The following is a 22,790-nucleotide window of genomic DNA, read 5'->3' as shown; positions in this document are numbered from 1 at the left end:
CAACAAATCCCCCGAAGGTTCAATGTTGTCGCTGCCGCTCGACTTGCATGTGTTAGGCCTGCCGCCAGCGTTCAATCTGAGCCATGATCAAACTCTTCAATTTAAAGTTTTTGATTCCCTAAATAAATAGGGAGAGGCTTAATGAATACTGACTTCAAAACTGCTCTTACTCGAAGTAAGAAGTAATTTTAAAGCTATTATCGTTCCAACAGAACGATAATGAATTGACTGTGCCAAGTCTTGCGACTTGATTGGTCACTCAGTTCATTGAAACCTAATTTGAAACCGAAGTTTCTAATTGGATTATCATCAACGAGTGCCCACACAGATTGATAGGTCTATATTGTTAAAGAGCACACTCTGAAGTTACCTTCAAAGTGGACGGCCATTTTATCGATATAACTTTTCGTGTCAAACACTTTTTTAAGTTATTTCTCTGCGAGTTACTTTCCAACTCAACCGCTTTGCCACCTCGGTTCTGCTTTGCTTGCTTCCCCTAGACAACGGAGGCGAATTATAGGGAGTTCGTTTAAGAACGCAAGCCTATTTTTCAAAAAAAACTGCCTCTTTTAAACCGTTCGAATAAAAAACAATCAAAACTTAGTAAAAGGGGAGTAAAAAGGGGCCTTACGGCCCCTAATAGTTGAAGTTGATCACATTTAATTTTGAATTAATGCCTTTATTGGTGAGCGATAATTTGGTCATTGCTAACGATTAACTGAATTATCTTATCGGGTAAAATTTGCCCAGCAAGAATGGATTTCGCTAGTGGGTTCTCAACATATTGCTGAATGGCACGCTTTAGTGGGCGCGCACCATACACAGGGTCGAAACCAACCTGAGCAATCAAATCGAGCGCTTTCTCAGACACCTCAAATTGATAGCCTTTCTCTTCTAGTCGTTTCGCTAAACGTTCTAGTTGAATAGATGCAATTGACTTAATGTGGTTTTGACCTAGAGGATGGAACACCACGCTTTCATCAACACGATTTAAGAACTCCGGTCGGAAGTGCTTACTAACCACGTCCATCACTTCATTCTTAATACCTTGGTAATCCAAAGTTGCAAAATTCTCTTGGATTCGAGCAGAACCTAAGTTCGATGTCATGATCACTACTGTATTCCGGAAGTCAACTGTGCGACCTTGTCCATCGGTGAGGCGACCATCGTCTAACACTTGAAGCAAGATATTAAATACGTCCGGATGTGCCTTCTCTACTTCATCTAACAAGATGACAGAATATGGTTTACGACGAACAGCTTCGGTTAGGTAGCCACCTTCTTCATAACCAACGTAGCCTGGAGGAGCACCAACCAACCTTGCTACGGAGTGTTTCTCCATGAACTCTGACATGTCGATACGCACCATCGCATCTTCACTGTCAAACATGAAGCTCGCGAGTGTCTTACACAGTTCTGTTTTACCTACACCTGTTGGACCTAAGAATAAGAACGATCCAATCGGTCGATTCGGATCAGATAATCCAGCACGACTACGGCGAATTGCATTTGATACCACTTCCACCGCCTCTGCCTGACCAATAACACGCTTATGTAGAACATCTTCCATGCGAAGCAGTTTTTCTTTTTCTGCTTCTAGCATTTTCGATACCGGGATACCGGTTTGCTTAGAAAGCACTTCGGCAATTTCGTTATCTGTTACTTTATTTCGCAGCAGAGTCATCTCTTGCATTTCGGCCTGTGTCGCAAGATCGAGTTGCTTCTCTAGCTCAGGAATACGGCCATATTGCAATTCAGACATACGGTTTAAGTCACCCGCACGACGCGCAAAGTCCATATCCATGCGAGCCTGCTCTAACTCACCTTTAATATGTTGTGTGCCGGACAGTGCGGCTTTTTCGGCATTCCACACCTCTTCTAGCTCTGCGTATTCACGCTCTTTTTCATTCAACTCATCATTAAGAACATCCAAGCGTTTTTCACTCGCTTCATCGTGCTCGTTGCTTAGCGCTTGTTGCTCAATTTTAAGTTGGATGATTTTACGTTCGAGTTTATCTAACGACTCAGGTTTAGAGTCGATCTGTAAACGAATGCTCGAAGCCGCTTCGTCAATTAGGTCGATCGCTTTATCTGGCAACTGACGGTCAGAAACATAACGGTGCGACAAACTTGCTGCAGCAACAATCGCAGGATCAGTGATCTCTACATGATGGTGCAATTCATAACGCTCTTTCAAACCCCGTAAGATCGCTATCGTATCTTCTACCGTAGGCTCATCCACAAGCACTTTTTGAAAACGACGCTCAAGCGCGGCATCTTTTTCTATATATTGACGGTATTCATCCAACGTTGTTGCGCCCACGCAGTGAAGTTCGCCACGGGCCAATGCTGGCTTTAGCATGTTACCCGCATCCATTGAGCCTTCACCCTTACCTGCACCGACCATGGTATGAAGCTCATCGATAAATAGAATGACATTGCCTTCTTCTTTGGCTAACTCATTCAGTACAGACTTCAATCGCTCTTCGAATTCACCGCGGTATTTGGCACCAGCGACCAATGCCCCCATGTCTAGAGACAACACACGGCGACCACGTAGGCCTTCTGGTACTTCATTATTAATGATGCGCTGCGCAAGCCCCTCGACAATCGCGGTCTTACCCACTCCGGGCTCACCAATGATGACGGGATTGTTTTTGGTACGACGTTGTAATACTTGGATGGTTCGACGAATTTCGTCATCGCGGCCGATAACTGGATCCAACTTCCCCTGCTCTGCTCGTTCAGTAAGATCTATGGTGAACTTTTCCAATGCTTGGCGCAGCTCTTCAGCATTCGGGTCTTTGACTTTTTGACCACCTCTGATCTTTTCGATCGCTTGGCTAACTTTTTGCTCGGTCAGCCCGATCTCTTTAAATAACTGACCAAGTGGACCTCGATCCTCTAACGCAGCTAATAAAAAGACTTCTGAAGAAATGTAGGAATCCTGACGATTTTGAGCAACTTTGTCACACAGGTTGAATAAGGTTCCCATCGAACTTGATAGCTGAACATCACCGCCAATGCCACTGACTTTTGGCAGTCGATCTAACATTTCACTCAACTTAGAGCGAAGATGAGTAACATCCACATCTAACATCGTCAGTAGTGGACGAATTGGGCTACCGTTCTGATCGAGCAACGCCACCATTAAGTGCACGGGTTCGATATATTGATGATCGCGACCTAACGCTAGTGACTGCGCATCAGAGATAGCGATTTGAAACTTACTGGTAAATCTATCAAGACGCATATCAACCTTCCTAACTTCAACTGAAGAAAATTCTTTAACAGTTAGAAAGATGGATACTACTGGGGGGAAATTCAAGGGAGTAAATCAATAAAGATAGCTTTGCAACAATAGCGATACCTTTAAGTAAGGTCTGGTTGATATGCTTATTCTTCAATCCAAATAAAAGTCGCTTGTCGACCCGTCACACCATCACGACGGTAAGAATAAAAAGAATCTGAGTCTTGAAAAGTACAAAGACCTGAATCGAACACTTGTGTGACGCCAGCTTTGTTCAAGCGCTGAGTTGCGAGTTTTGACATATCGGCAAACCATTTGCCGGAAATATCTCGCGGTAGAAATGCATGTCGAGCTTGTGAATCAAAATCAACAAACGCTTGTAACACATCGTCACCAACTTCAAATGCTTGAGGACCTATTGCTGGCCCAAGCCATGCGATAACTTCACCAGAAAATAACTCTAATGCATTTTCAACGATGCCGTTCGCTAGACCTCGCCAACCTGCATGAACAGCGGCGACTTGTGTACCTTGCGTATTCGTCAGCAACACCGGCAAACAGTCTGCGGTCATCGCTGAACAAACAACATGCTGAGAAGAGGTGAACACACCATCGGCATCCAACACATCCAAAGTTGGCTCGTTAATTTGAGCAACGACAGTAGAATGCGTTTGATTTAACCAAACTGGCGCATTCGGCATACTTACTTGCAGCGCCAACCAATCACGATTCTTTTCAACTAACGACCAATCATCCCCAACATGCGCACCTAAATTCAGTCCTTGATAAGAACCCGTAGAGAAACCCCCGACTCGTGTTGAGGCAAAAGCTTTTACGTTTTTAGGTGCAGGCCAGTTGGGAATAATTATCTTCATATTAGAACTCGTCTGGCAAACCGAATTCTTCCGTATCTTTGCGCAGCGCTTCCGTCATTATCACCATGTCATCTGGAATAGGAGCATGGAACTCAAGCTCTTCGCCAGTGATAGGATGCTCGAAACGTAGCATTACTGCGTGTAGTGCCTGGCGGTCGAAACCACGAATCATCTCCGTCAGTTCTTGTGATGCACCCGTTGGGATACGGGCACGGCCACCATAAGCAGTATCACCTAGGAGCGGATGCTGTAGGTAAGACATATGAACACGGATTTGGTGTGTACGGCCGGTTTCTAGACGCAGACGAATACGCGTGTGTTCACGGAAGTGCTCCGCCACACGGTAGTGTGTTACCGCCGGTTTACCCAGAGGCGCAACCGCCATCAGCGTGCGCTTGGTAGAGTGACGACCAATGGGCTGATCCACTTTACCACCTGCCGTCATACGGCCGATCGCAATCGCTTCGTACTCACGCGTGATGTTACGTTTTTGCAGTGCACGCACTAAACGAGTTTGCGCTGGTACTGTTTTCGCAACGACCATCAGACCGGTTGTGTCTTTATCCAGGCGGTGCACGATACCTGCACGCGGTACTTCAGCGATGTCTGGGTAGTGATGTAACAATGCGTTAAGAACAGTGCCATCTGGCGTACCTGCACCTGGGTGTACTACAAAATCACGAGGCTTGTTGATCACGATGATGTCATCATCTTCGTAGACGATATCTAGCGGGATATCTTGTGCCTCCCAGCGTTCTTCATCTTCCAGCTCGGCTTGCAAGGTAATTTCCTCGCCCCCCATTACTTTGGTACGAGGTTTAGTGACAACTTCACCATTCACTTGAACCTTCCCGTCAAGCAACCATTCTTTTAGGCGCGAGCGAGAAAAGTCAGCGAATAATTCGGCGATAGCTTGGTCTAAACGTTGACCTAACTGGCTATCTTTTACGGTGTTGGTTAAAACAATCTGCTGAGCCATATCGAACTTTTTTAAAAACTGTGAGACTAATGCTCACGACTGTGGAAAAATAGAGTATTACATCATTGTATCTGTTACTGGAAAGAAAGTAACGGCAGCTTAAGAAATATTTAGATTCAAGGAACAGACTCCTGATATGAAACATCAGACTTTAATAGGCCTTTTAGCGGTATCCCTTCTGTTTGGCTGTGCAAGCAAAGAAGAAATCGTTCCTGATGTGCCACCTTCTGAACTGTATGCAGACGCACAAACATCTCTACAAAGCGGTAACTGGCTTTCTGCGATCGAAAAACTAGAAGCATTAGATTCCCGTTATCCGTTTGGTGCTTACTCAGAACAGGTACAACTTGACCTTATTTACGCATACTACAAAAATGACGATTTAGCACTGGGCTTAGCAACAATTTCTCGTTTTATGCGTTTAAACCCAACTCACAAAAAAATGGACTGGGTGCTTTACATGCGTGGTTTGAGCCACATGGCGCAAGACCGTAACTTTATGCATGACTTGTTCAGTATTGATCGTAGCGACCGTGATCCAGAACCTGTAAAGAAAGCCTTTGATGACTTCAAGAAACTGTTAGAGCGTTACCCAACCAGCCCATACGCAGAAGATTCGCAAAAGCGCATGGTAGCATTGAAGAATCGCCTTGCTGAGTACGATCTGGCCACTGCGGACTTCTACCTACGCCGTGAAGCTTGGATCGCAGCCATTAACCGCGCTCAGGAATTGCAAAAAGCCTTTCCAGATACCGAGGCTGCTCGTAAGTCGCTTAAGATCCAACTTGCCGCCTATAAAGAACTCGGTCTAGACGATGCCATCGTAAGAACAGAAGAACTCATTAAACTCAATCCTGTCAAATAACCTCCTACCGCCACAGCTGACTCTGTGGCGTTTTTTCATCGAAGCTAAACAGCCATGAATTAAGCACCAAGCAATTACTTGGTTCTTTTTAGGCTCCAACGTCTACACTTAAGAGACTATTCTCGTTTTGTCTGGGTGTGATTGTGTCATTAATAAATCGATGGGTAGTTTTCTGGTTAGTGCTACTCATTTCAGCATCGATTAATGCTCTAGGTTTATCCCCACTAAAGCAACCTCCATATATCGGAGACTTTTCCACTCTCAAAGAGCGCAATCTCGTTCGGGTATTAGTAACCGCTGATCTTGGATTCTATTACGTTGAAAATGGTCAATCTAAAGGCATCGCTGCTGAACTGTTGACAGAATTTGAGAAAGATCTGCGTAAAATCCAACCATCACTACACATTCAAGTCATTCCCGTCCCTAGAGATAAGATATTGACATATTTAGAGGAAGGATTTGGAGACCTAGCTATTGCTAACTTAACGAAAACCGAAAGTAGAGAACAGCTTGTCGACTTTAGCGACCCATTGCGGACAGGCATTTCAGAGTGGGTAGTCACCAATAAGGATATACCAACGATCACCGACATCACTCAGTTAAGCGGCAAAGAATTGTCGGTTCGTAAGAGTTCAAGTCATTATGAAAGTATTCTGTCGTTGAACAAAACTTTTGCCAAGGCAGGGCTTGAACCAATCTCTGTGCATTTTGTTGATGAAACAATACAAGATTATGAACTGCTTCAAATGCTAAACAAAGGTTACATACAAGCTATGGTCCTCGATAGTCACAAAGCCGATCTATGGCTTAATCACATGGATACGTTACGTGTACACGAAATCATCCCCTTAAGAGAAGATGCTGAAATAGCATGGGCAGTACGAGAAAATAGCCCAGAAATAGAAGCCATTGTGAATGCCTTCATTAAAAAAGCAAAAGAGGGAACCTTGTTGGGAAATATCTTAGATAGCCGTTATCTAGAAAATACTGATTGGCTCGATAAAGTTCTCAGCCCACAAACCCTTAGTAAGCTTGAACAACTATCCACTCTTTTTAAAAAATACGCTGATAAATATCATTTTAATTATTTGATGATTGCGGCTTTAGCGTATCAGGAGTCTGGATTTAATAATAACTTAGTTTCTAAAAGAGGGGCGGTGGGTATGATGCAGATTTTGCCAAGTACGGCTAGGGATGCAAATGTAAACATAAAAAATATTAAAAACTTAGATAATAATGTTCACGCTGGAGTTAAGTATTTGAGCTTTCTTCGTAAACAATATTTCAGCGATAATTCGATAACTCGTGAAAACCAAGTTTACTTAACACTTGCCGCCTACAATTCAGGACCAGGAAACGTTGAAAAGATGCGTAAAAAAGCGATGCAAGAAGGTTACAACCCAGACATATGGTTTCAAAATGTTGAAACGGTTATGAGGGGAAGTGGCTTTAGCGAGACAGTTAACTACGTACGAAATATTAATCGCTATTATGTCATATATAGTCATTTGCTTCGCTTAGCGGGAGAAAAAAACGACACATCAAGTCCCAACTCAAGTTCAAGTCCGAAAAGTTGACCGTATGTTTTAAGCTGAATGAATCTTGCTAGGTAAAGGGGTCACTTGGGGAAAGGTACCCCACTTTTAACTCACCATCGAAACACTAAAATGTGCGATGCATATCACGATTTAATATTGATTAATTTTTGAGTTGCTAGAATTACAGGCTGTAAAATATCCCTAAAAACGGGTTAGTTTTCAGCTCAACACTCTATTCAATCTAATGATTTAGAATCCGATAACAAGCTATTTCCGCATAAATCTAGACAGTTCTTGAGTCAGATCACATTCGTTTTTGAACGCCAAAAACCCAGCCTGAATGGTGACTTGGATCACATTCTTTTCTCGTCAAAGCGGTAATCTGAACTTAACCCATGAGGGATGAAACAGAGGAAAACTTTTATGACAATGAACATTACTGGTAAAAACATCGAAATCACCTCTGCAATCCGCGCTCATATTGAGAGCAAATTCAAGAAGCTGGAAAAATGGCAAGTCGACATCATCGGATGCCAGGCAACATTCAGTGAGGAACCAAACAAACAGAAGAAATTCGAAGCCGTTATTAAAGTTCCTAAAGGCCAGCTAATCGCCTCTGCAACTCACGAAGATCTGTATGCAGCTATCAACGAAGTGGAGCAAAAACTAGAACGACAATTGAATAAGCTGACCCACAAACCTGAAGCTCGACGTGCGAATAAGCCTGAGCTAGTGGAAGAAGAAGAGTAAATAGACCAGATTGAGGAAATAGCGCCGAAAGGCGCTATTTTTTTGCTTGACGCTCCCCGCCAGCTTGCTTATTGTGTTTAAACACTCACAAATTAACCACTATTTATGCATTTAACCAACCTGTTTATTTTTGACTTCTTTTTCCTTCCATAGTAGGAGGGGCTAACTCGTTTGTGAAAGAAAAGTCAAAAACAAACAGAAAGCCTCCCAAATCGGGGGGCTTTTTTATAAGGAAAGAATTGATGACTGACCAACCTATTTCCCTGGATGAAATTCGTTTACGTTTGAATGAGCTCGATGACCAACTGCTTAGCCTACTGTCCGAACGCCGAAAACTCAGCATTGAAGTAGCAAAAAGCAAAGTACAAACGTCAAAACCTGTTAGAGATGCAGTCCGTGAACAACAACTTCTCGTTAAACTGATCACTAACGGCCGTGATAAATACGAACTCGACGCTCAGTACATCACCAAACTTTTCCATACCATCATCGAGGACTCTGTACTCCTTCAACAGAGCTACCTACAAAACTTAGTCAACCCACAACAAAGCCGTAAGCCTTTAGCTCGTGTTGCTTTTCTTGGTTCAAAGGGTTCTTACTCCCATCTTGCCAGCCGTGAGTACTTTAGCCGTAAGAATACCGAGCTGATTGAACTGAACTGCGAACACTTCAAAGAAGTGACTCAAACTGTTGAATCCGGCCATGCAGACTATGGCGTATTACCTATAGAAAACACGAGCTCTGGCTCTATCAACGAAGTTTACGACCTTCTTCAGCACACTACGCTGTACATTGTAGGTGAACTCACTCAGCCTATCGAGCACTGCCTTGTTGCAACGAAAGATATTCGCCTTGAGAACATCAAAACACTTTACTCTCACCCGCAACCACATCAGCAGTGCAGCGAGTTCCTAAGCCGCATGAAAGGCGTGAAACTAGAATCTTGTGCTAGCACCGCTGATGCGATGCAAAAAGTGCAAGAGCTTGCCCGTGATGACGTAGCTGCTATTGGTAACGCATCAAGCGGCAAACTGTACGGCCTGCAAGCTATCCAAGGTAACATTGCGAATCAAACAGAAAACCACACACGCTTCATTGTGGTAGCTCGTAAGCCTGTTGAAGTGTCACCCCAGATTCCAGCGAAGACAACGCTGATCATGTCTACATCACAAGAAGCCGGATCCTTGGTTGAAACGCTGTTGGTTCTGCAGCGCTACGGCATCAATATGACCAAACTAGAGTCACGTCCAATCATGGGTAATCCATGGGAAGAAATGTTCTATGTAGACTTGGAATCTCATCTTGGTTCAACCGAAATGCAACAAGTGCTCGAAGAACTCACTAAGATAACTAAGCATCTGAAAGTATTGGGATGTTACCCAAGTGAGAACGTAAAACCAACCCAAGTAAAATTGAGTTAATGGACATCAATGAGTAGAAAGATCATGGTAGACCAAAAAGTCGTTATTGCTTCGCTTAACCCAGCCAAAATCAAAGCAGTAGAGAGTGCATTCCAAAGCGCTTTTCCACAACAAAGCTTCGAGTTTGTTGGCGTAAATGTCCCCAGTGAAGTGGCTGAACAACCAATGACGAATATGGAAACGCACCTTGGCGCACTAAATCGTGTACGCAATGCGAAAAAAGTCATAACAACTGCAGATTTCTATGTCGGTCTTGAAGCGGGTATCGAAGGTAATGTGACGTTTGCTTGGATGGTGATTGAATCAGAAACACACCGCGGGGAGTCGCGTTCAGCGAGCCTAATGCTACCACCAGAAGTATTGAAGAAATTAGAACATGCTAACGAACTTGGTGATGTAATGGATGAAGTGTTTGGCACGGAGAATATCAAGCAGAAAGGCGGTGCGATTGGTTTACTAACACAGCACCAACTCACTCGCAGTTCAGTATATCATCAAGCCTTGATTTTGGCTCTAATTCCATTCACCAACCCAGAACACTTCCCGTCAAATCTGTAATACCAATCGTAGTAAATAACGGTTCATTTTTGCGTGGTAAAACTGACAGAGAAAAACAGCATTAAAAAAGGGCGATAGTGTCGCCCTTTTTGCTATCTGAAACTTAACATTATTGAGCGCCCTGCTCTAACAACGTTTTAAGCTTATCTTTGTCTGCGTCAGACTTCGACTTCAATTCATTAGAACCACGGGTAATGGTCGCAATACCAACCCCAAGCATTTGACTGATTTGACGCTGAGAAAGCTCACCTTTAAGCAGTTCATTGAGAATGTTCACACGCGCGGTGAGTGATTCTCTCTCATCCGGTGTCATTAGCATAGTCAGCAGCATCTCATGTTGCTGGTTATCTACACTTGAGCGAATCAGTTCAACAATCTGTTGCCAGTCTTTGTACTCAGGTTCATGTGACATCAAGTTACCTCACTCAATACTTGGTATTGATCTCGTTTTGGGTCAAGAACGCACCATCAACGCCCAAAAGATCACGATAGTAAGTTTCAAACATCAAGATATTCTGCACGTAACCGCGTGTCTCTTTAAATGGAATCGCTTCAATAAAGGAATAAGCGTCTACTTTTCCTTGGGTTCGCTCTCGCCACGTTTTTACTCGGTTAGGTCCAGCATTATAAGCAGCGAGCGCAAAAATACGATTATTATCGTAATCCTCCATCAAGCCTTGCAGGTAATGACTGCCTATTTCAATGTTCTTACCCACGTTATATAAGTCTTCTGTTCCTTGATACTTGAGCTTGTATTTACGCGCGGTGTACTTTGCCGTAGCAGGCATGATCTGCATCAAGCCACGAGCCCCCACAGGAGAGCGCGCCTCTGAATCTAGCGCACTTTCTTGTCTAGCTAATGACATCATCGTGATCGGATCGATATTGTGCTTATCTGCATAAAAGTTAAACCACCAGCGATGTGCTACTGGGAATCTCAATTCCATGTTGTCCCACATTTTAGCCTGAATACTCGCCGCCACGGTTAGGTGGTACCAGCGTTTTGAGGCAGCATAAGCCGCTAGCATCGTTTTCTCATCGTTGTCTACACGACGTAGCAAATGTGCCCATTCGCTTTTGGCTGCAGCAATTTTGTCTGTTTCAATTAACTCTTCAATTCGAAGCAATGATTTTTGGTACGGTTGAATGGCCTTCTTGTCCAACGTTACAGAGCTCGATGGATACTTTATTGACTGCCCAATCGCATTGGCTGCCGCGACACTGTAAAAGTTACGCTGACCGACAAGTTTAGCGAGTCGTTTTTTACCAGCCCCTTGCTCACCAAGAGCAATCTCACTACGTCCTAACCAGTACTGCCAGCGAAGTGATGCCTGCTCCTCTTGATTCAGTACAGCAATCCATTTTTGCACACCTTCCCAATCGCCATTTTGAATCGACAGACGGATACGACTCTCAATTAATGGCAGGTGTTTACTGGTTTTCGTTTTGTCATCTCGCCACTTAGCCAACGATTCAGACTCGGTACGAATCAAACGAATCGCAATGTAATCTGCGAGAGCTTGCGCTTCTTGCGGCGAGAACTTCTGCCCTTTGACAACAGACGCGTATGCAACTTGCGCTTGTTCAATATTCTTACGAGCCAGCTTTTTTAACGCATATTCACTCTGCGCACGATTGAAGTCATTAGCAGATTGCTTCTTGGCAAACCCAGCTACGCTTTCCGGCTTATCAAACAGGGCTTTCATCGCCTTAGCTTGCTGCTGCGCTTTCGCCGACTTCGGTAGCTTTTGCAGATAGGTAATTAAACCACCATTGCGCGCATCAAACGCCAACAACATACGTTGCAAGATCATGTCATCAGTACGTCCGCCCGATTTATCCCAAGCAAAAAACAACGGATCGCATTCATCGGCAATGCTCTTACCTCGCAGCCACATATGTTCAGCACCTTTAAAGGCCGCGACTTGTTTGCCTTGTTCTAGCTGAGCGACATAAAAGATACACTGATAACGCTCACCACTGGGCTCAAACTTCTGGAACTCGGTAATAGTTTTCCAGTCTTTCTGGCGATATAGACTATCTAGGTAAGGGGCGCGAATCCGACGTGAGAATGGAAAAGCCTCATAGTCTTTAATAAATTCATCCACCTGCTCAGGGGACTTACTCGATAATTGCCTCAAAAACACTCGATAATCCACATAAGGGGTCAGCGGATAATCGGCGATTTTGGGACGAATAGACAAATAACCATCGATATCATTGTTATCTATTAGGTTTTGAGCCTGTTCGTAGACTTGACGCTGCTTTTCTAAGCTTAGCGCCGCGCTTGCTGTCACACTTACCGCACATAAAGCGGCTGCATAACATACTCTTTTAGCCAATTCAGATACGTTGAATGTCATGTGCGTCATTTCCCCAGACGTTGTTCTCTTTACTCTCCGCCACGAGCAAAAGCAAAACGTGACGGAGATAAAGCATATGCATTTATTTGCATTCTATTACACGCTCATTCTAAAGCGACTTGATATAATAAATGTTGTGCTCGTGAAACTTTAGAGCCTTGCAAAAAGAATAGATTCCATAAAAGTCATGGTTCATCATCAGAGTCCGTTCTATTTAAAGGCGAACAACAAAAGTGTATACCCTAAGCATGTGAGTTTCCGGTCAGCGATAAAGAAGAAATCACACGAGATTGGAATTTCTTGCAATGCGGTAACAAAACTGGATGAGTTGGTATAAAATAGTCGCTTTAAATGACAGTTAATTTAGGAACGATCGGCAATGGCTGAATACGTATATACCATGTCGCGGGTGAGCAAAATCGTGCCACCTAAGCGTCAAATTCTTAAAGACATCTCTCTAAGCTTTTTCCCTGGTGCCAAAATCGGTGTTTTAGGTTTGAACGGTGCGGGTAAATCTACTCTGCTGCGTATCATGGCAGGTATCGATACCGACATCGATGGTGAAGCTCGCCCACAACCTGGCCTTAACGTAGGTTACCTGCCTCAGGAGCCAGTACTAGACGAATCAAAAACGGTTCGTGAAGTTGTTGAAGAAGCCGTTGCTGATGTTGCTGGCGCTCTTACGCGTTTGGATGCGGTATATGCAGCGTATGCTGAGCCTGATGCAGACTTCGATGCACTTGCAAAAGAGCAAGGTGAACTGGAAGCGCTGATTCAAGCGAAAGACGGTCACAATCTAGATAACGCACTAGAGCGTGCTGCAGATGCCCTTCGCCTACCAGAGTGGGATCAAAAGATTGCCCACCTATCTGGTGGTGAGCGTCGCCGTGTTGCCATTTGTCGTCTGCTTCTAGAAAAACCAGACATGCTATTGCTAGACGAACCAACCAACCACTTGGATGCTGAGTCTGTTGCATGGCTAGAGCGCTTCCTTGTGGACTACACTGGTACTGTCGTTGCTATCACGCACGACCGTTACTTCCTAGATAACGCGGCAGGCTGGATCCTAGAACTTGACCGTGGTGAAGGTATTCCTTGGCAAGGTAACTACACCTCATGGCTAGAGCAAAAAGATGCCCGTCTACAGCAAGAGTCATCTCAAGAAAGTGCTCGTCAAAAAACCATCGAGAAAGAACTGGAATGGGTACGTAAGAACCCGAAAGGTCGCCAAGCAAAATCTAAAGCTCGTATGGCTCGTTTTGAAGAGCTGCAAAGCACTGATCATCAAAAACGTAACGAAACCAACGAACTGTTCATCCCGCCAGGTGAGCGCCTAGGTGATAAAGTTATCGAAGTGAACAACCTGACGAAGTCATTCGACGGTCGCGTTCTTATCGATGATCTATCGTTCAGCATACCTAAGGGTGCAATCGTAGGTATCATCGGTGCCAACGGTGCGGGTAAATCAACCCTATTTAAGATGTTAAGCGGCACTGAGCAGCCAGATTCAGGTACTATTGAACTGGGTGAAACAGTGAAACTGGCGTCTGTTGAACAGTTCCGTGACTCAATGAACGACAAGAACACGGTATTCCAAGAGATTTCTGAAGGCGCTGACATCATCAAGATCAACAACTTCGAAATCCCTGCGCGTGCTTACTGTTCTCGCTTTAACTTCAAAGGCTCAGATCAGCAGAAGATCATTGGCGAGCTATCAGGTGGTGAGCGTAACCGTGTACACCTTGCTAAGCTGCTTAAAGCTGGCGGTAACGTACTGCTACTCGATGAACCAACCAACGACCTTGACGTTGAAACGCTACGAGCACTAGAAGAAGCACTGCTCGAATTCCCTGGCTGTGCCATGGTTATCTCGCACGACCGTTGGTTCCTAGACCGTATCGCTACGCACATCATCGACTACCGTGATGAAGGTCAAGTTAACTTCTACGAAGGTAACTACAACGAGTACATGGAATGGCTGAAGAAGACCCTTGGTCCTGAAGCAGCTGAACCACACCGCATCAAATACAAGCGCGTATCGAAGTAATTTCGGTTATAAGATGAGTGTGTGGTATATCACCCTACGCTCACCTTTGCTTGTCATTCGTACAAAGGTCGCTATCATAGCGGCCTTTGTTGTATGGGTTGCATAAATAACTCGAAGTGCCTCCCAAGTAGGCCAAGAGCATGACCACTAGCTAGCCTAACTCTGTAGCTGTCTCGACATTTCAAGAGCAAAGATTGAACAATCTTTGTACTGCTTGATATAATCTTTCAATTTTTTGAATACTTTACGAGAAAGCTCTATGACGGAGAGACGACACTTTTCACGCATCATCTACCAAGTATCGACTCTAATTGAGCAAGGTGACTTGGCAATGCAAGCTACGATTCAAGATCTTTCATTACATGGCTTGCTATTAAAAGTTGAAGATGCAAAACCGTTGAATTCGTCACTTCCGGTAGAAGTGGGCTTCTCATTTATTCAATCAGAACAGGTGGTGCAGCTAAGTGCTGGTATCATTTCAATTGCAAACAATGAGATTCGGTTAAAGATAAGCGACATAGACATCGAGAGTATTAGCCAACTAAAACATTTTATAGAATTGAATGTAGGCAATAACGCGCTTCTGAATCGAGAGTTAGAGCACCTTTCAGGTTTAGAGGAAGAATAAATTGTGCGCCTACTTTAGTAACAATAACTATGTCTAAAAAAATTACCATGCTGATCCCGACAAAAGATGGCAATCAGCAATTTCATTTGGGTCGCCTTTCGATCCTAACCATCTGTGCATCCGTTGTTACATTGCCCGCAGTCGTCGGCGGCGCATGGTATCTGAACCAAAAGCAGGTTCATGATACACAGACCCTTAGCCAGACCATAGCTAAGCTTGAAAGTGAAAAAGCAGAAATCACTGCGCTTTACGAAGAACAATTGGATACCAACCACTCACTGTCTCAATCTCTGACGGACAAAAACAACCAGATTCAACTGCTAGGCAAGCGTGTCTTTGATGTTGAGTCCGTACTAGGCCTTGCTGATGAAGAGCTTGTCGGAGATGAAAATAACCTAGCATTGGAAGTGCGTATCGATGCGGCGGCGGTTGACTCTGCTGTGCGCGCAACCATGTTTCGTTTGATCCCAAACGACAGCCCGATGACCTACCAGCGTATCTCTTCGTCTTACGGCTCTCGAGTTAACCCTATCTCAGGCAAACGCCATGTCCACACTGGCATTGATCTAACCTGTAAACGTGGTGAAGAAATTCTTGCGCCTGCCGATGGTGTCATTGAAACCGTTCGCCCTAGTAATAAAGGCTACGGTAATTACCTGACATTACGCCACTCGTTTGGTTTTTCTAGCTCCTTTGCTCACTTACAAAAGTTCAACGTAAAAAGTGGAGAGTTTGTCAGTAAAGGCGATGTGATTGCTAGATGTGGTAACTCAGGAAACTCAACAGGCCCTCACCTTCATTATGAAGTACGCTTTCTTGGTCGTGCTCTTAATCCGCAGTATCTAATGGATTGGACCCCAGAGAACTTTAACTACGTATTTGAAAAAGAGAAGAAGGTAAAGTGGGGGCCACTGGTACAGCTCATTGATAATGTAGTTCGTCTACAGGTCAACCTGACCAACTCACCGTACCGCGATACTCGTATCAGTACTGTTTCGAGTGAAAGTAGCAGTCAGACAAAAACCAACTGATAGAAGTTGGCTTCAGTGCAACAAAAAAGAGCAGCCTTGCGACGCTGCTCTTTTTATCATTCAAACCAGCAATTATCCGCGGTGAATATTGTCGTTGGCTTGTTTTAACAGGTTTTGGCTCTCATGCATAAATTGCTGAGAGTAATCACCAAACCAATCACTCACTTGCTCAAAGCTTTCAACAAACTCTGCTTTGTCTTTGCTATCTAGGATGCTTAGCGCCTCCCCAAAACGTTGGTGGAATCGCTTAATCATGTCGATGTTCTCTTGCGACGAAAGAATGATATCACCGTAGAGATGTGGGTCCTGACCAAACAGACGCCCTACCATCGCTAACTCCAAACGGTAAATTGGCGAACTCAGTTTTAACAGCTGTTCAAGGTTTGGATTCTCTTTGCTTAGGTGCATGCCGTAAGCAAATGAAGTGAAGTGACGCAACGCCTGAATCAGTGTCATGCCATGATCATGCTCTTGCGCATCGATTTGGCACAGGCTTGCTCCCCAAATACCAAGCTGCTGCAATAGCCATTGGTATTGCTCGTTGCCACGACCATCGCAGTACACGATCACCTGTTTTGCCAAGCTTGATACATCTGGGCCAAACATTGGGTGCAAACCAACTACTGGGCCTTGGTGTACATTCAGCATTGCTTGCAAAGGCTTGTACTTGATAGAAGTCAGGTCACACAAAATACAGTCTTTTGGCAGGTTACCTAGCTTTTCAATCACACCTTCTGTTAGGTGAATCGGCACAGTAACCACAATCAGCCCCGCATCTTTTAGGATATCATCCGCGTGATCCCAGTCTTTGCTGCCCAGCACTTTTACTTGGTAACCAGATAGCTTGAACATTCGGCCAAACAGACCACCTAGCTGACCATTACCACCAATAATAACCACTGAGCGCAATTCAGGGTTCAAACACTTAAAACCAGAATCTTTCTCGCTGGCATAAGACTCACGCATGATTCGACGAAGAATGTCTTCAATCAGCTGTGGAGGAATCCCCATTTTTTCAGCTTCAGCTCGTCGTGACGCCAGCATTGCTGCCTCACGATCAGGGGCGTAAATTGGCAAACCGTGTTCGCTTTTTACGTCACCCACTTTCTCTACTAATGCTAAACGCTGAGCCAGTAGATCCAACATTTGCTTGTCGACCGCATCAATTTGATCACGTAATGCGTTAAGTTCAACTGCCATTGATGTTCCTTAAATTAGTTCCGTTTTAGCCTTTAAGACGAGTCTCTAAGAAAGGCACCAGCTCTTCATGTGCATGACGTAATAGTGCCTCAGTTGAATCCCAATTGATACATGCGTCGGTGATCGATACGCCGTATTTCATCTCTTCAAGTGCAAGGTCTGAAGATTGGTTACCTTCATTGATATGGCTCTCAATCATCAAACCGATGATCGACTTATTACCCTCACGGATTTGGTGAATCACGTCTTCTGCGACTAATGGCTGGCGGCGGTAATCTTTACGTGAGTTCGCGTGGCTGCAGTCCACCATCAATGATGCATCTAAACCAAACTTCGCCATATCTTGCTCACACTCGGTGACAGAAACTGAATCGTAGTTGGTTTGTTTGCCACCGCGCAAAATCACGTGGCCATTCGGGTTACCTTGTGTGGTCAGTAGCGCCACTTGGCCTTCGCGGTTTATCCCCATGAAGCGGTGACTCGAAGAGGCGGCTTGCATAGCGTTGATCGCCGTAGCCAAACTGCCGTCCGTACCATTTTTAAATCCGATAGGCATAGAGAGACCACTTGCCATCTCACGGTGAGTTTGTGATTCCGTTGTGCGAGCACCAATTGCTGCCCAGCTAAAGGTATCAGCAAGGTATTGCGGGCTGATTGGGTCAAGGGCTTCTGTTGCTAGCGGGATTTCCATCTCTGCCAGTTCCACCAGCAATTCACGACCAACATGCAGACCATGTTCAATGTCGAAGCTGCCGTCTAGGTGTGGGTCATTGATCAGGCCTTTCCAACCAACGGTGGTTCGAGGCTTCTCAAAGTAAACACGCATTACAATATACAGTTGGTCGCTTAGTTGTTCTGAAAGCGCTTTTAAACGCTTAGCGTAATCCTTCGCTGCCTCTACGTCATGGATAGAACATGGTCCACATACAATAAGTAGACGATGATCTTTCTTGTGAATGATGTCAGCAATAGTTTGACGAGACTCTTGAATGAAACGGCGCGCCTTTTCACTTAGAGGAAGCTTAACTTTTAGCTCCTCAGGCGTGATCAGTACTTGTTCTTCGCTGATGTTGATGTTGCTCAATTCACTTCTTTGCATAACCTTCCCTGTATACTTATTTTTACACCAAGCCAATTCCTTAGCGAGACAACTAAGCTTAACCAACAAGATAACAGGCTAAAAAAGAATTACAACTGTATACAATAAAAAACATTTAGTGCAAATTAAAGTTTACACCCAAAGAAAGCCGAAGTTCAGGGCACTTCGGCTTTCTTTGGGCATTTTTTTTGAAAATTTACGTCTCCCCCTGAACACACCATTATTCAGCGGTGAAATGGTTAGCCAATCAATCGTTCCATGGCTTCAGAGGCTTCTTTCCACTCTTGCGAGAGTTTTAGATCGCTTAGAGAAAAGCCTTGCTTCTTCAACAAGGTCTCAGCAAGAGGAACAGAAGTGATTGGCAGATTATCAAGCACTTCGACTTGTGCATCGCGTTTGTTGCAAACCAGCAGCATGTCGCAGCCAGCGTTTAATGCTTGTGCACCACGCTGAGCAGGGCCACCCATGATCGCAGCACCTTCCATGGTCAAATCATCGGAGAAGATCAAACCTTTAAAACCAAGTTGCTGGCGCAGGATTTGTTTTAGCCAATACTCAGAACCACTTGCGGGTTGGTCATCATAATTTGGAAAGATGACATGAGCAGGCATCATCGCATCTAAGATGCCAGAATCGATTTGCGCTTTGAAAATGGCTAGGTCTTGCTCAAAGATATCGCTACGCTCATCGTATGGCGTCTCTAGATGTGAATCGGCAATCACACCACCATGACCCGGGAAGTGCTTGCCCGTTGTTGCCATACCGACACTCTTCATGCCCTGCATGTAAGCGGTGCTATGACGTAAAATGGTGTCCATATCTTCACCAAAGGCACGGCTACCAATCGCTTTACATTGGTGACCTTTATCGAGCACTGGCGCGAAGCTCAAGTCAATACCATGAGCAATCAGCTCTGCCGCCATTAACCAACCGCCCATACGTGCTAGTTCTTCGCCATTTTGGTGTTTGGCGTATTCATCTGCTGAAGGAATCAAAGAGAACCCTTCACGAAAACGCTGAACTCGTCCCCCTTCTTGATCCACACCAATCAAAATCGGTCGCTTAGCCGCTTCGCGGATGGATTGGGTAAGCGCTTGAAGCTGCTCGCTATCATGATAATTGCGAGTAAATAAGATCAAGCCACCAACCGTTGGATGTTCCAAAATTTCTCTGTCTTCCGCAGTCAGTTCATAGCCTGCAACATCAACCCATAACGGTCCCATTTTTTCTCCTCAAAATCGGCTGAATATCTCGTATTCGATGAGGTTATTCGCTTCAGAATTGCTTTACAATAAGTGAATCGAAGAATTGACGGAATTGGCTGTGAATCTTAACAAACTGTATATCGGTGTGATGTCTGGAACCAGCATGGACGGCGTAGATACCGCACTGGTTGAAATCGAAGATAACCGTGTTCGCTTAATCGCACACGATGACTATCCAATGCCCGCTCCTATCAAGCAGACGCTATTATCGGTTTGCACAGGGCAAGACACGAATCTCAAAGCCATTGGCGAGCTCGACCATCAGCTTGGGCATCTGTTTGCTGATGCGGTTTTACAGCTGTTGGATAAGTCGGGCTATTCTGCAGAGCAAATTCGAGCCATAGGCAATCATGGTCAAACCGTGTTCCATCAACCAACTGGCGATCTGCCCTTCACCACCCAACTAGGAGATGCCAACATCATTGCAGTAAAGACTGGCATTGATACCGTGGCCGACTTCCGCCGTAAAGACATGGCGCTTGGCGGACAAGGAGCGCCACTCGTGCCGGCTTTCCACAAAAGCATCTTTGCGATGCAAGACTCCACAACAGTAGTGCTCAACATTGGAGGTATTGCCAATATCTCCGTCCTGCATCCTCAGCAACCTGTCATTGGTTATGATACAGGTCCGGGCAATATGCTAATGGATGTATGGTGTGAGCAGCATACCGGACAAGGCTTCGACAAAGACGCGCAATTTGCTCTACAAGGCACCATCGACTCTGCTTTGCTAACTCAACTCTTGGAAGCGCCTTACCTTGCTATGTCGGCGCCTAAGAGCACAGGGCGAGAGCTATTCAATATCGATTGGCTACATCAACAGTTAGATCACCACAATACCTCCGCACAAGATGTACAACGCACGCTGTGTGAATACTCTGCCGTGACGATTGCAAACGAAGTGGAAAAATTCACTTATGGTCAAACACCTCAGCTATTAGTATGTGGCGGCGGAGCGAGAAATCCATTACTAATGCAACGTCTAGCGGAACGTCTACCAAAATGGGAAGTGGCAACAACAAATGACAAGGGCGTTGATGCTGACTATATGGAAGCCATGGCATTTGCTTGGCTTGCGCAGCGCCACATTGATGGGCTGCCAAGCAATTTACCGGAAGTAACGGGCGCGAGTCGCCTTGCTTCACTCGGTGTACTCTATCCTAAAAACTAAATGCGTTGTGCCAGACACAACTTCGAAATGAAACGAATTCAGTATTCAAAAGGCTTAAACCATTATGACAAATGACGCGCTTATTGCCGCTCTTGCCCACCTGGTATCAGAAGGTCGCAACCCAGATACGATGGATATCGACCTACTGCCATCACTGGACATTGTTCATCGTCTGAATCAACAAGACAAACTCGTACCGCTTGCGGTTGAGAAAGTGCTGCCTGAAATCGCACTCGCCGTGGATAAAATCACCGATGCATTTAAAGTCGGTGGTCGTCTGGTTTACATGGGCGCAGGCACCAGCGGTCGCTTAGGTGTGCTTGATGCGTCTGAATGCCCCCCAACGTTTGGCGTGTCAGACAAGATGGTGATTGGCTTGATTGCGGGCGGGCCTGAAGCCATCCTAAAAGCGAAAGAAGGCGCGGAAGACTCTCCGACTCTCGGCGAACAAGATTTGAAAGACATCGAGTTCACCAACCGTGATGTGGTCGTCGGCATTGCTGCCAGTGGGCGCACCCCCTACGTGATTGGCGGCTTGGAATACGCCAACGAGATTGGCGCGACAACGGTGGCGCTGTCTTGTAATCCAGACTCTCCCATTGCAGACATTGCTAACATCGCGATTTGCCCAGTAGTCGGCCCTGAAGCCTTAACTGGTTCAACTCGTTTGAAATCAGGCACCGCACAGAAACTGGTTCTGAACATGCTGACCACAGCGAGCATGATCCGTTTAGGTAAGAGTTACCAAAACCTAATGGTCGATGTGAAAGCAACCAACAACAAGCTGGTTGCTCGCGCCGCGCGTATCGTGATGCAAGCGACTGACTGCAATAAAGAACAAGCGACCAAAGTGCTCAAGCAAACGGATTATGAAGTGAAACTGGCGATCTTAATGATCCTGACCGATCTGGATATTGAATCTGCTCGTGCGCATCTGCATCACCAAGATGGTTTCTTGCGCAAAGCTGTAGAAAGCCACCAGTCAAACTAAACCAGAGGAGACCAAGTGGTCTCCTTTCGATGCTGATCATTGTTATACAAATCATTGTAAATAAGTGATCAGAAGTAGCGTAGGAAAAGCGTTTGAGAACAAGGCGAAAAATTTCGATAAGTAGTTATTCTACAATCAATTTACTTTGAAACGAAAAGTTAACGCTGTCATCGGGCGTTGTAAAAAGCTAATATGAGCAAAGAGTTACTATGATGGTATTAGTTACTGTATTCGTTCCAACCGCGTTGCCATTCCATACGGAACTTCTGCGCTTGCGGTGTGCCTTCGCATACACCTTCGTAGTACTGACCAGACAAGCCCATCTGGTACGCGAAGTCTGGATTACAGTACTCGGCAACCCCTTCCAAATATCCTTGGTCGTAATCACCTTGCTTTGCGTTACCTAACGCACTGAGATCTTTCATCGTACGTGATGTATGCCCAGTGATACCATCTTGATAGCCAATCTGATACCAGTCACCGGATTGCGCCAGTTCTTCCGTGGTTGCCGCACATCCCGCCAGTAAAGCCAGCGTCAAGCCTAACGTTACCTTTTCCATTATTCTTCCTTAACTAGTTGTTTCCTAACAAGCTTACCACTAAAGCCTGTGGTTTGCCGCTTATCTGTCGATTTCACCACTTAACTCTTGAGGTAACCGCTTACCCTTGATAGCAACCACTCAATCCTTAGCATAGCCACTAAGCAAACGATAAAACCACTTAATCTTTATATCGACCACTCGCTTCTCTATTCGACCA

19 protein-coding genes and 1 other annotated feature are annotated in these 22,790 nt (G+C 45.0%); of the genes, 10 read left to right on the top strand and 9 right to left on the bottom strand.

Annotated elements, in window-relative coordinates; genetic code table 11:
* Positions 1-679: 679 nt before the first annotated feature.
* From clpB to rluD, 3 genes are all read right to left on the bottom strand, one after another.
* Positions 680-3,253 carry an ATP-dependent chaperone ClpB gene (gene clpB / locus AK966_RS10365; protein ID WP_099078951.1) on the bottom strand — a complete coding sequence of 858 codons (2,574 nt, stop codon included), beginning with the start codon at positions 3,251-3,253 and terminating at the stop codon, positions 680-682.
* 143 nt (positions 3,254-3,396) lie between these two features.
* Positions 3,397-4,125 (bottom strand): peptidoglycan editing factor PgeF, encoded by a 729-nt coding sequence (gene pgeF / locus AK966_RS10360; RefSeq protein ID WP_099078950.1) that lies wholly within the window; start codon positions 4,123-4,125, stop codon positions 3,397-3,399.
* A 1-nt stretch (position 4,126) separates the two neighbouring features.
* Positions 4,127-5,104 carry a 23S rRNA pseudouridine(1911/1915/1917) synthase RluD gene (gene rluD, locus AK966_RS10355; RefSeq protein WP_119464085.1) on the bottom strand — a complete coding sequence of 326 codons (978 nt, stop codon included), beginning with the start codon at positions 5,102-5,104 and terminating at the stop codon, positions 4,127-4,129.
* A 136-nt stretch (positions 5,105-5,240) separates the two neighbouring features.
* On the opposite strand from rluD, the gene AK966_RS10350 reads away from it, so the two are divergent.
* From AK966_RS10350 to yjjX, 5 genes are all read left to right on the top strand, one after another.
* A complete protein-coding gene (locus AK966_RS10350) occupies positions 5,241-5,969 on the top strand; it encodes an outer membrane protein assembly factor BamD (protein WP_099078948.1) in 729 nt (242 codons plus the stop codon).
* A gap of 143 nt (positions 5,970-6,112) precedes the next feature.
* The gene (locus AK966_RS10345) at positions 6,113-7,546 is read left to right on the top strand and encodes a lytic transglycosylase F (protein WP_253252669.1); all 1,434 of its coding nucleotides are present in this window, start codon (positions 6,113-6,115) and stop codon (positions 7,544-7,546) included.
* A gap of 384 nt (positions 7,547-7,930) precedes the next feature.
* The gene (gene hpf, locus AK966_RS10340) at positions 7,931-8,257 is read left to right on the top strand and encodes a ribosome hibernation-promoting factor, HPF/YfiA family (RefSeq protein WP_005447957.1); all 327 of its coding nucleotides are present in this window, start codon (positions 7,931-7,933) and stop codon (positions 8,255-8,257) included.
* A 108-nt stretch (positions 8,258-8,365) separates the two neighbouring features.
* Positions 8,366-8,487: a sequence feature (Phe leader region), on the top strand.
* A gap of 12 nt (positions 8,488-8,499) precedes the next feature.
* Positions 8,500-9,678, top strand: coding sequence for a prephenate dehydratase (gene pheA / locus AK966_RS10335; protein WP_099078947.1), 1,179 nt, complete (start codon positions 8,500-8,502; stop codon positions 9,676-9,678).
* Between the two features lie 24 nt (positions 9,679-9,702).
* Positions 9,703-10,236 (top strand): inosine/xanthosine triphosphatase, encoded by a 534-nt coding sequence (gene yjjX / locus AK966_RS10330; protein ID WP_182852650.1) that lies wholly within the window; start codon positions 9,703-9,705, stop codon positions 10,234-10,236.
* Positions 10,237-10,345: 109 nt separating this feature from the next.
* Here yjjX and trpR read toward each other — a convergent pair whose 3' ends face one another.
* Complete coding sequence (gene trpR / locus AK966_RS10325) at positions 10,346-10,648, bottom strand: trp operon repressor (RefSeq protein WP_005440603.1); 303 nt, start codon at positions 10,646-10,648, stop codon at positions 10,346-10,348.
* A gap of 13 nt (positions 10,649-10,661) precedes the next feature.
* Positions 10,662-12,608, bottom strand: coding sequence for a murein transglycosylase (sltY, locus tag AK966_RS10320; protein ID WP_099078945.1), 1,947 nt, complete (start codon positions 12,606-12,608; stop codon positions 10,662-10,664).
* 370 nt (positions 12,609-12,978) lie between these two features.
* Here sltY and ettA point away from each other — a divergent pair, with 370 nt between their 5' ends.
* The 3 genes from ettA (at position 12,979) to AK966_RS10305 (ending at position 16,305) form a co-directional block, all read left to right on the top strand.
* Entirely contained in the window at positions 12,979-14,646 is a 1,668-nt protein-coding gene (gene ettA / locus AK966_RS10315) for an energy-dependent translational throttle protein EttA (RefSeq protein WP_099078944.1), read from the top strand.
* A 259-nt stretch (positions 14,647-14,905) separates the two neighbouring features.
* Positions 14,906-15,274 carry a PilZ domain-containing protein gene (locus AK966_RS10310; RefSeq protein ID WP_099078943.1) on the top strand — a complete coding sequence of 123 codons (369 nt, stop codon included), beginning with the start codon at positions 14,906-14,908 and terminating at the stop codon, positions 15,272-15,274.
* Positions 15,275-15,303: 29 nt separating this feature from the next.
* A complete protein-coding gene (locus tag AK966_RS10305; RefSeq protein WP_099078942.1) occupies positions 15,304-16,305 on the top strand; it encodes a M23 family metallopeptidase in 1,002 nt (333 codons plus the stop codon).
* Positions 16,306-16,377: 72 nt separating this feature from the next.
* Here the strand turns inward: AK966_RS10305 and tyrA are convergent, their stop codons facing one another.
* The 3 genes from tyrA to nagZ form a co-directional block, all read right to left on the bottom strand.
* Positions 16,378-17,505, bottom strand: coding sequence for a bifunctional chorismate mutase/prephenate dehydrogenase (tyrA, locus tag AK966_RS10300; protein WP_099078941.1), 1,128 nt, complete (start codon positions 17,503-17,505; stop codon positions 16,378-16,380).
* 25 nt (positions 17,506-17,530) lie between these two features.
* On the bottom strand, positions 17,531-18,604 hold the full coding sequence (locus AK966_RS10295) for a 3-deoxy-7-phosphoheptulonate synthase (RefSeq protein WP_119464083.1): 1,074 nt from the start codon (positions 18,602-18,604) through the stop codon (positions 17,531-17,533).
* Positions 18,605-18,843: 239 nt separating this feature from the next.
* Positions 18,844-19,827, bottom strand: coding sequence for a beta-N-acetylhexosaminidase (gene nagZ / locus AK966_RS10290; RefSeq protein WP_099078939.1), 984 nt, complete (start codon positions 19,825-19,827; stop codon positions 18,844-18,846).
* 100 nt (positions 19,828-19,927) lie between these two features.
* On the opposite strand from nagZ, the gene AK966_RS10285 reads away from it, so the two are divergent.
* Together AK966_RS10285 and murQ are read left to right on the top strand one after the other, a co-directional pair.
* A complete protein-coding gene (locus AK966_RS10285) occupies positions 19,928-21,040 on the top strand; it encodes an anhydro-N-acetylmuramic acid kinase (protein ID WP_099078938.1) in 1,113 nt (370 codons plus the stop codon).
* Positions 21,041-21,104: 64 nt separating this feature from the next.
* Positions 21,105-22,031, top strand: coding sequence for an N-acetylmuramic acid 6-phosphate etherase (murQ, locus tag AK966_RS10280; RefSeq protein ID WP_099078937.1), 927 nt, complete (start codon positions 21,105-21,107; stop codon positions 22,029-22,031).
* Positions 22,032-22,249: 218 nt separating this feature from the next.
* Here the strand turns inward: murQ and AK966_RS10275 are convergent, their stop codons facing one another.
* Entirely contained in the window at positions 22,250-22,591 is a 342-nt protein-coding gene (locus tag AK966_RS10275) for a DUF2799 domain-containing protein (protein ID WP_119464082.1), read from the bottom strand.
* Positions 22,592-22,790 lie beyond the last annotated feature (199 nt).

Source organism: Vibrio sp. PID23_8 (assembly GCF_003584965.1).
Lineage (GTDB): Bacteria > Pseudomonadota > Gammaproteobacteria > Enterobacterales > Vibrionaceae > Vibrio.
The sequence above is the reverse complement of the archived record's forward strand: the minus strand, read 5'-3'. Positions and strand labels throughout refer to the sequence as shown.

Bases quoted from the DNA above. Each gene is read 5' to 3' on its own strand.
- clpB (WP_099078951.1), bottom strand. From the start codon at position 3,253: ATGCGTCTTGATAGATTTACCAGTAAGTTTCAAATCGCTATCTCTGAT.
- pgeF (WP_099078950.1), bottom strand. From the start codon at position 4,125: ATGAAGATAATTATTCCCAACTGGCCTGCACCTAAAAACGTAAAAGCT.
- rluD (WP_119464085.1), bottom strand. From the start codon at position 5,104: ATGGCTCAGCAGATTGTTTTAACCAACACCGTAAAAGATAGCCAGTTA.
- AK966_RS10350 (WP_099078948.1), top strand. From the start codon at position 5,241: ATGAAACATCAGACTTTAATAGGCCTTTTAGCGGTATCCCTTCTGTTT.
- hpf (WP_005447957.1), top strand. From the start codon at position 7,931: ATGACAATGAACATTACTGGTAAAAACATCGAAATCACCTCTGCAATC.
- pheA (WP_099078947.1), top strand. From the start codon at position 8,500: ATGACTGACCAACCTATTTCCCTGGATGAAATTCGTTTACGTTTGAAT.
- yjjX (WP_182852650.1), top strand. From the start codon at position 9,703: ATGGTAGACCAAAAAGTCGTTATTGCTTCGCTTAACCCAGCCAAAATC.
- trpR (WP_005440603.1), bottom strand. From the start codon at position 10,648: ATGTCACATGAACCTGAGTACAAAGACTGGCAACAGATTGTTGAACTG.
- sltY (WP_099078945.1), bottom strand. From the start codon at position 12,608: ATGACGCACATGACATTCAACGTATCTGAATTGGCTAAAAGAGTATGT.
- ettA (WP_099078944.1), top strand. From the start codon at position 12,979: ATGGCTGAATACGTATATACCATGTCGCGGGTGAGCAAAATCGTGCCA.
- AK966_RS10310 (WP_099078943.1), top strand. From the start codon at position 14,906: ATGACGGAGAGACGACACTTTTCACGCATCATCTACCAAGTATCGACT.
- AK966_RS10305 (WP_099078942.1), top strand. From the start codon at position 15,304: ATGTCTAAAAAAATTACCATGCTGATCCCGACAAAAGATGGCAATCAG.
- tyrA (WP_099078941.1), bottom strand. From the start codon at position 17,505: ATGGCAGTTGAACTTAACGCATTACGTGATCAAATTGATGCGGTCGAC.
- AK966_RS10295 (WP_119464083.1), bottom strand. From the start codon at position 18,604: ATGCAAAGAAGTGAATTGAGCAACATCAACATCAGCGAAGAACAAGTA.
- nagZ (WP_099078939.1), bottom strand. From the start codon at position 19,827: ATGGGACCGTTATGGGTTGATGTTGCAGGCTATGAACTGACTGCGGAA.
- murQ (WP_099078937.1), top strand. From the start codon at position 21,105: ATGACAAATGACGCGCTTATTGCCGCTCTTGCCCACCTGGTATCAGAA.
- AK966_RS10275 (WP_119464082.1), bottom strand. From the start codon at position 22,591: ATGGAAAAGGTAACGTTAGGCTTGACGCTGGCTTTACTGGCGGGATGT.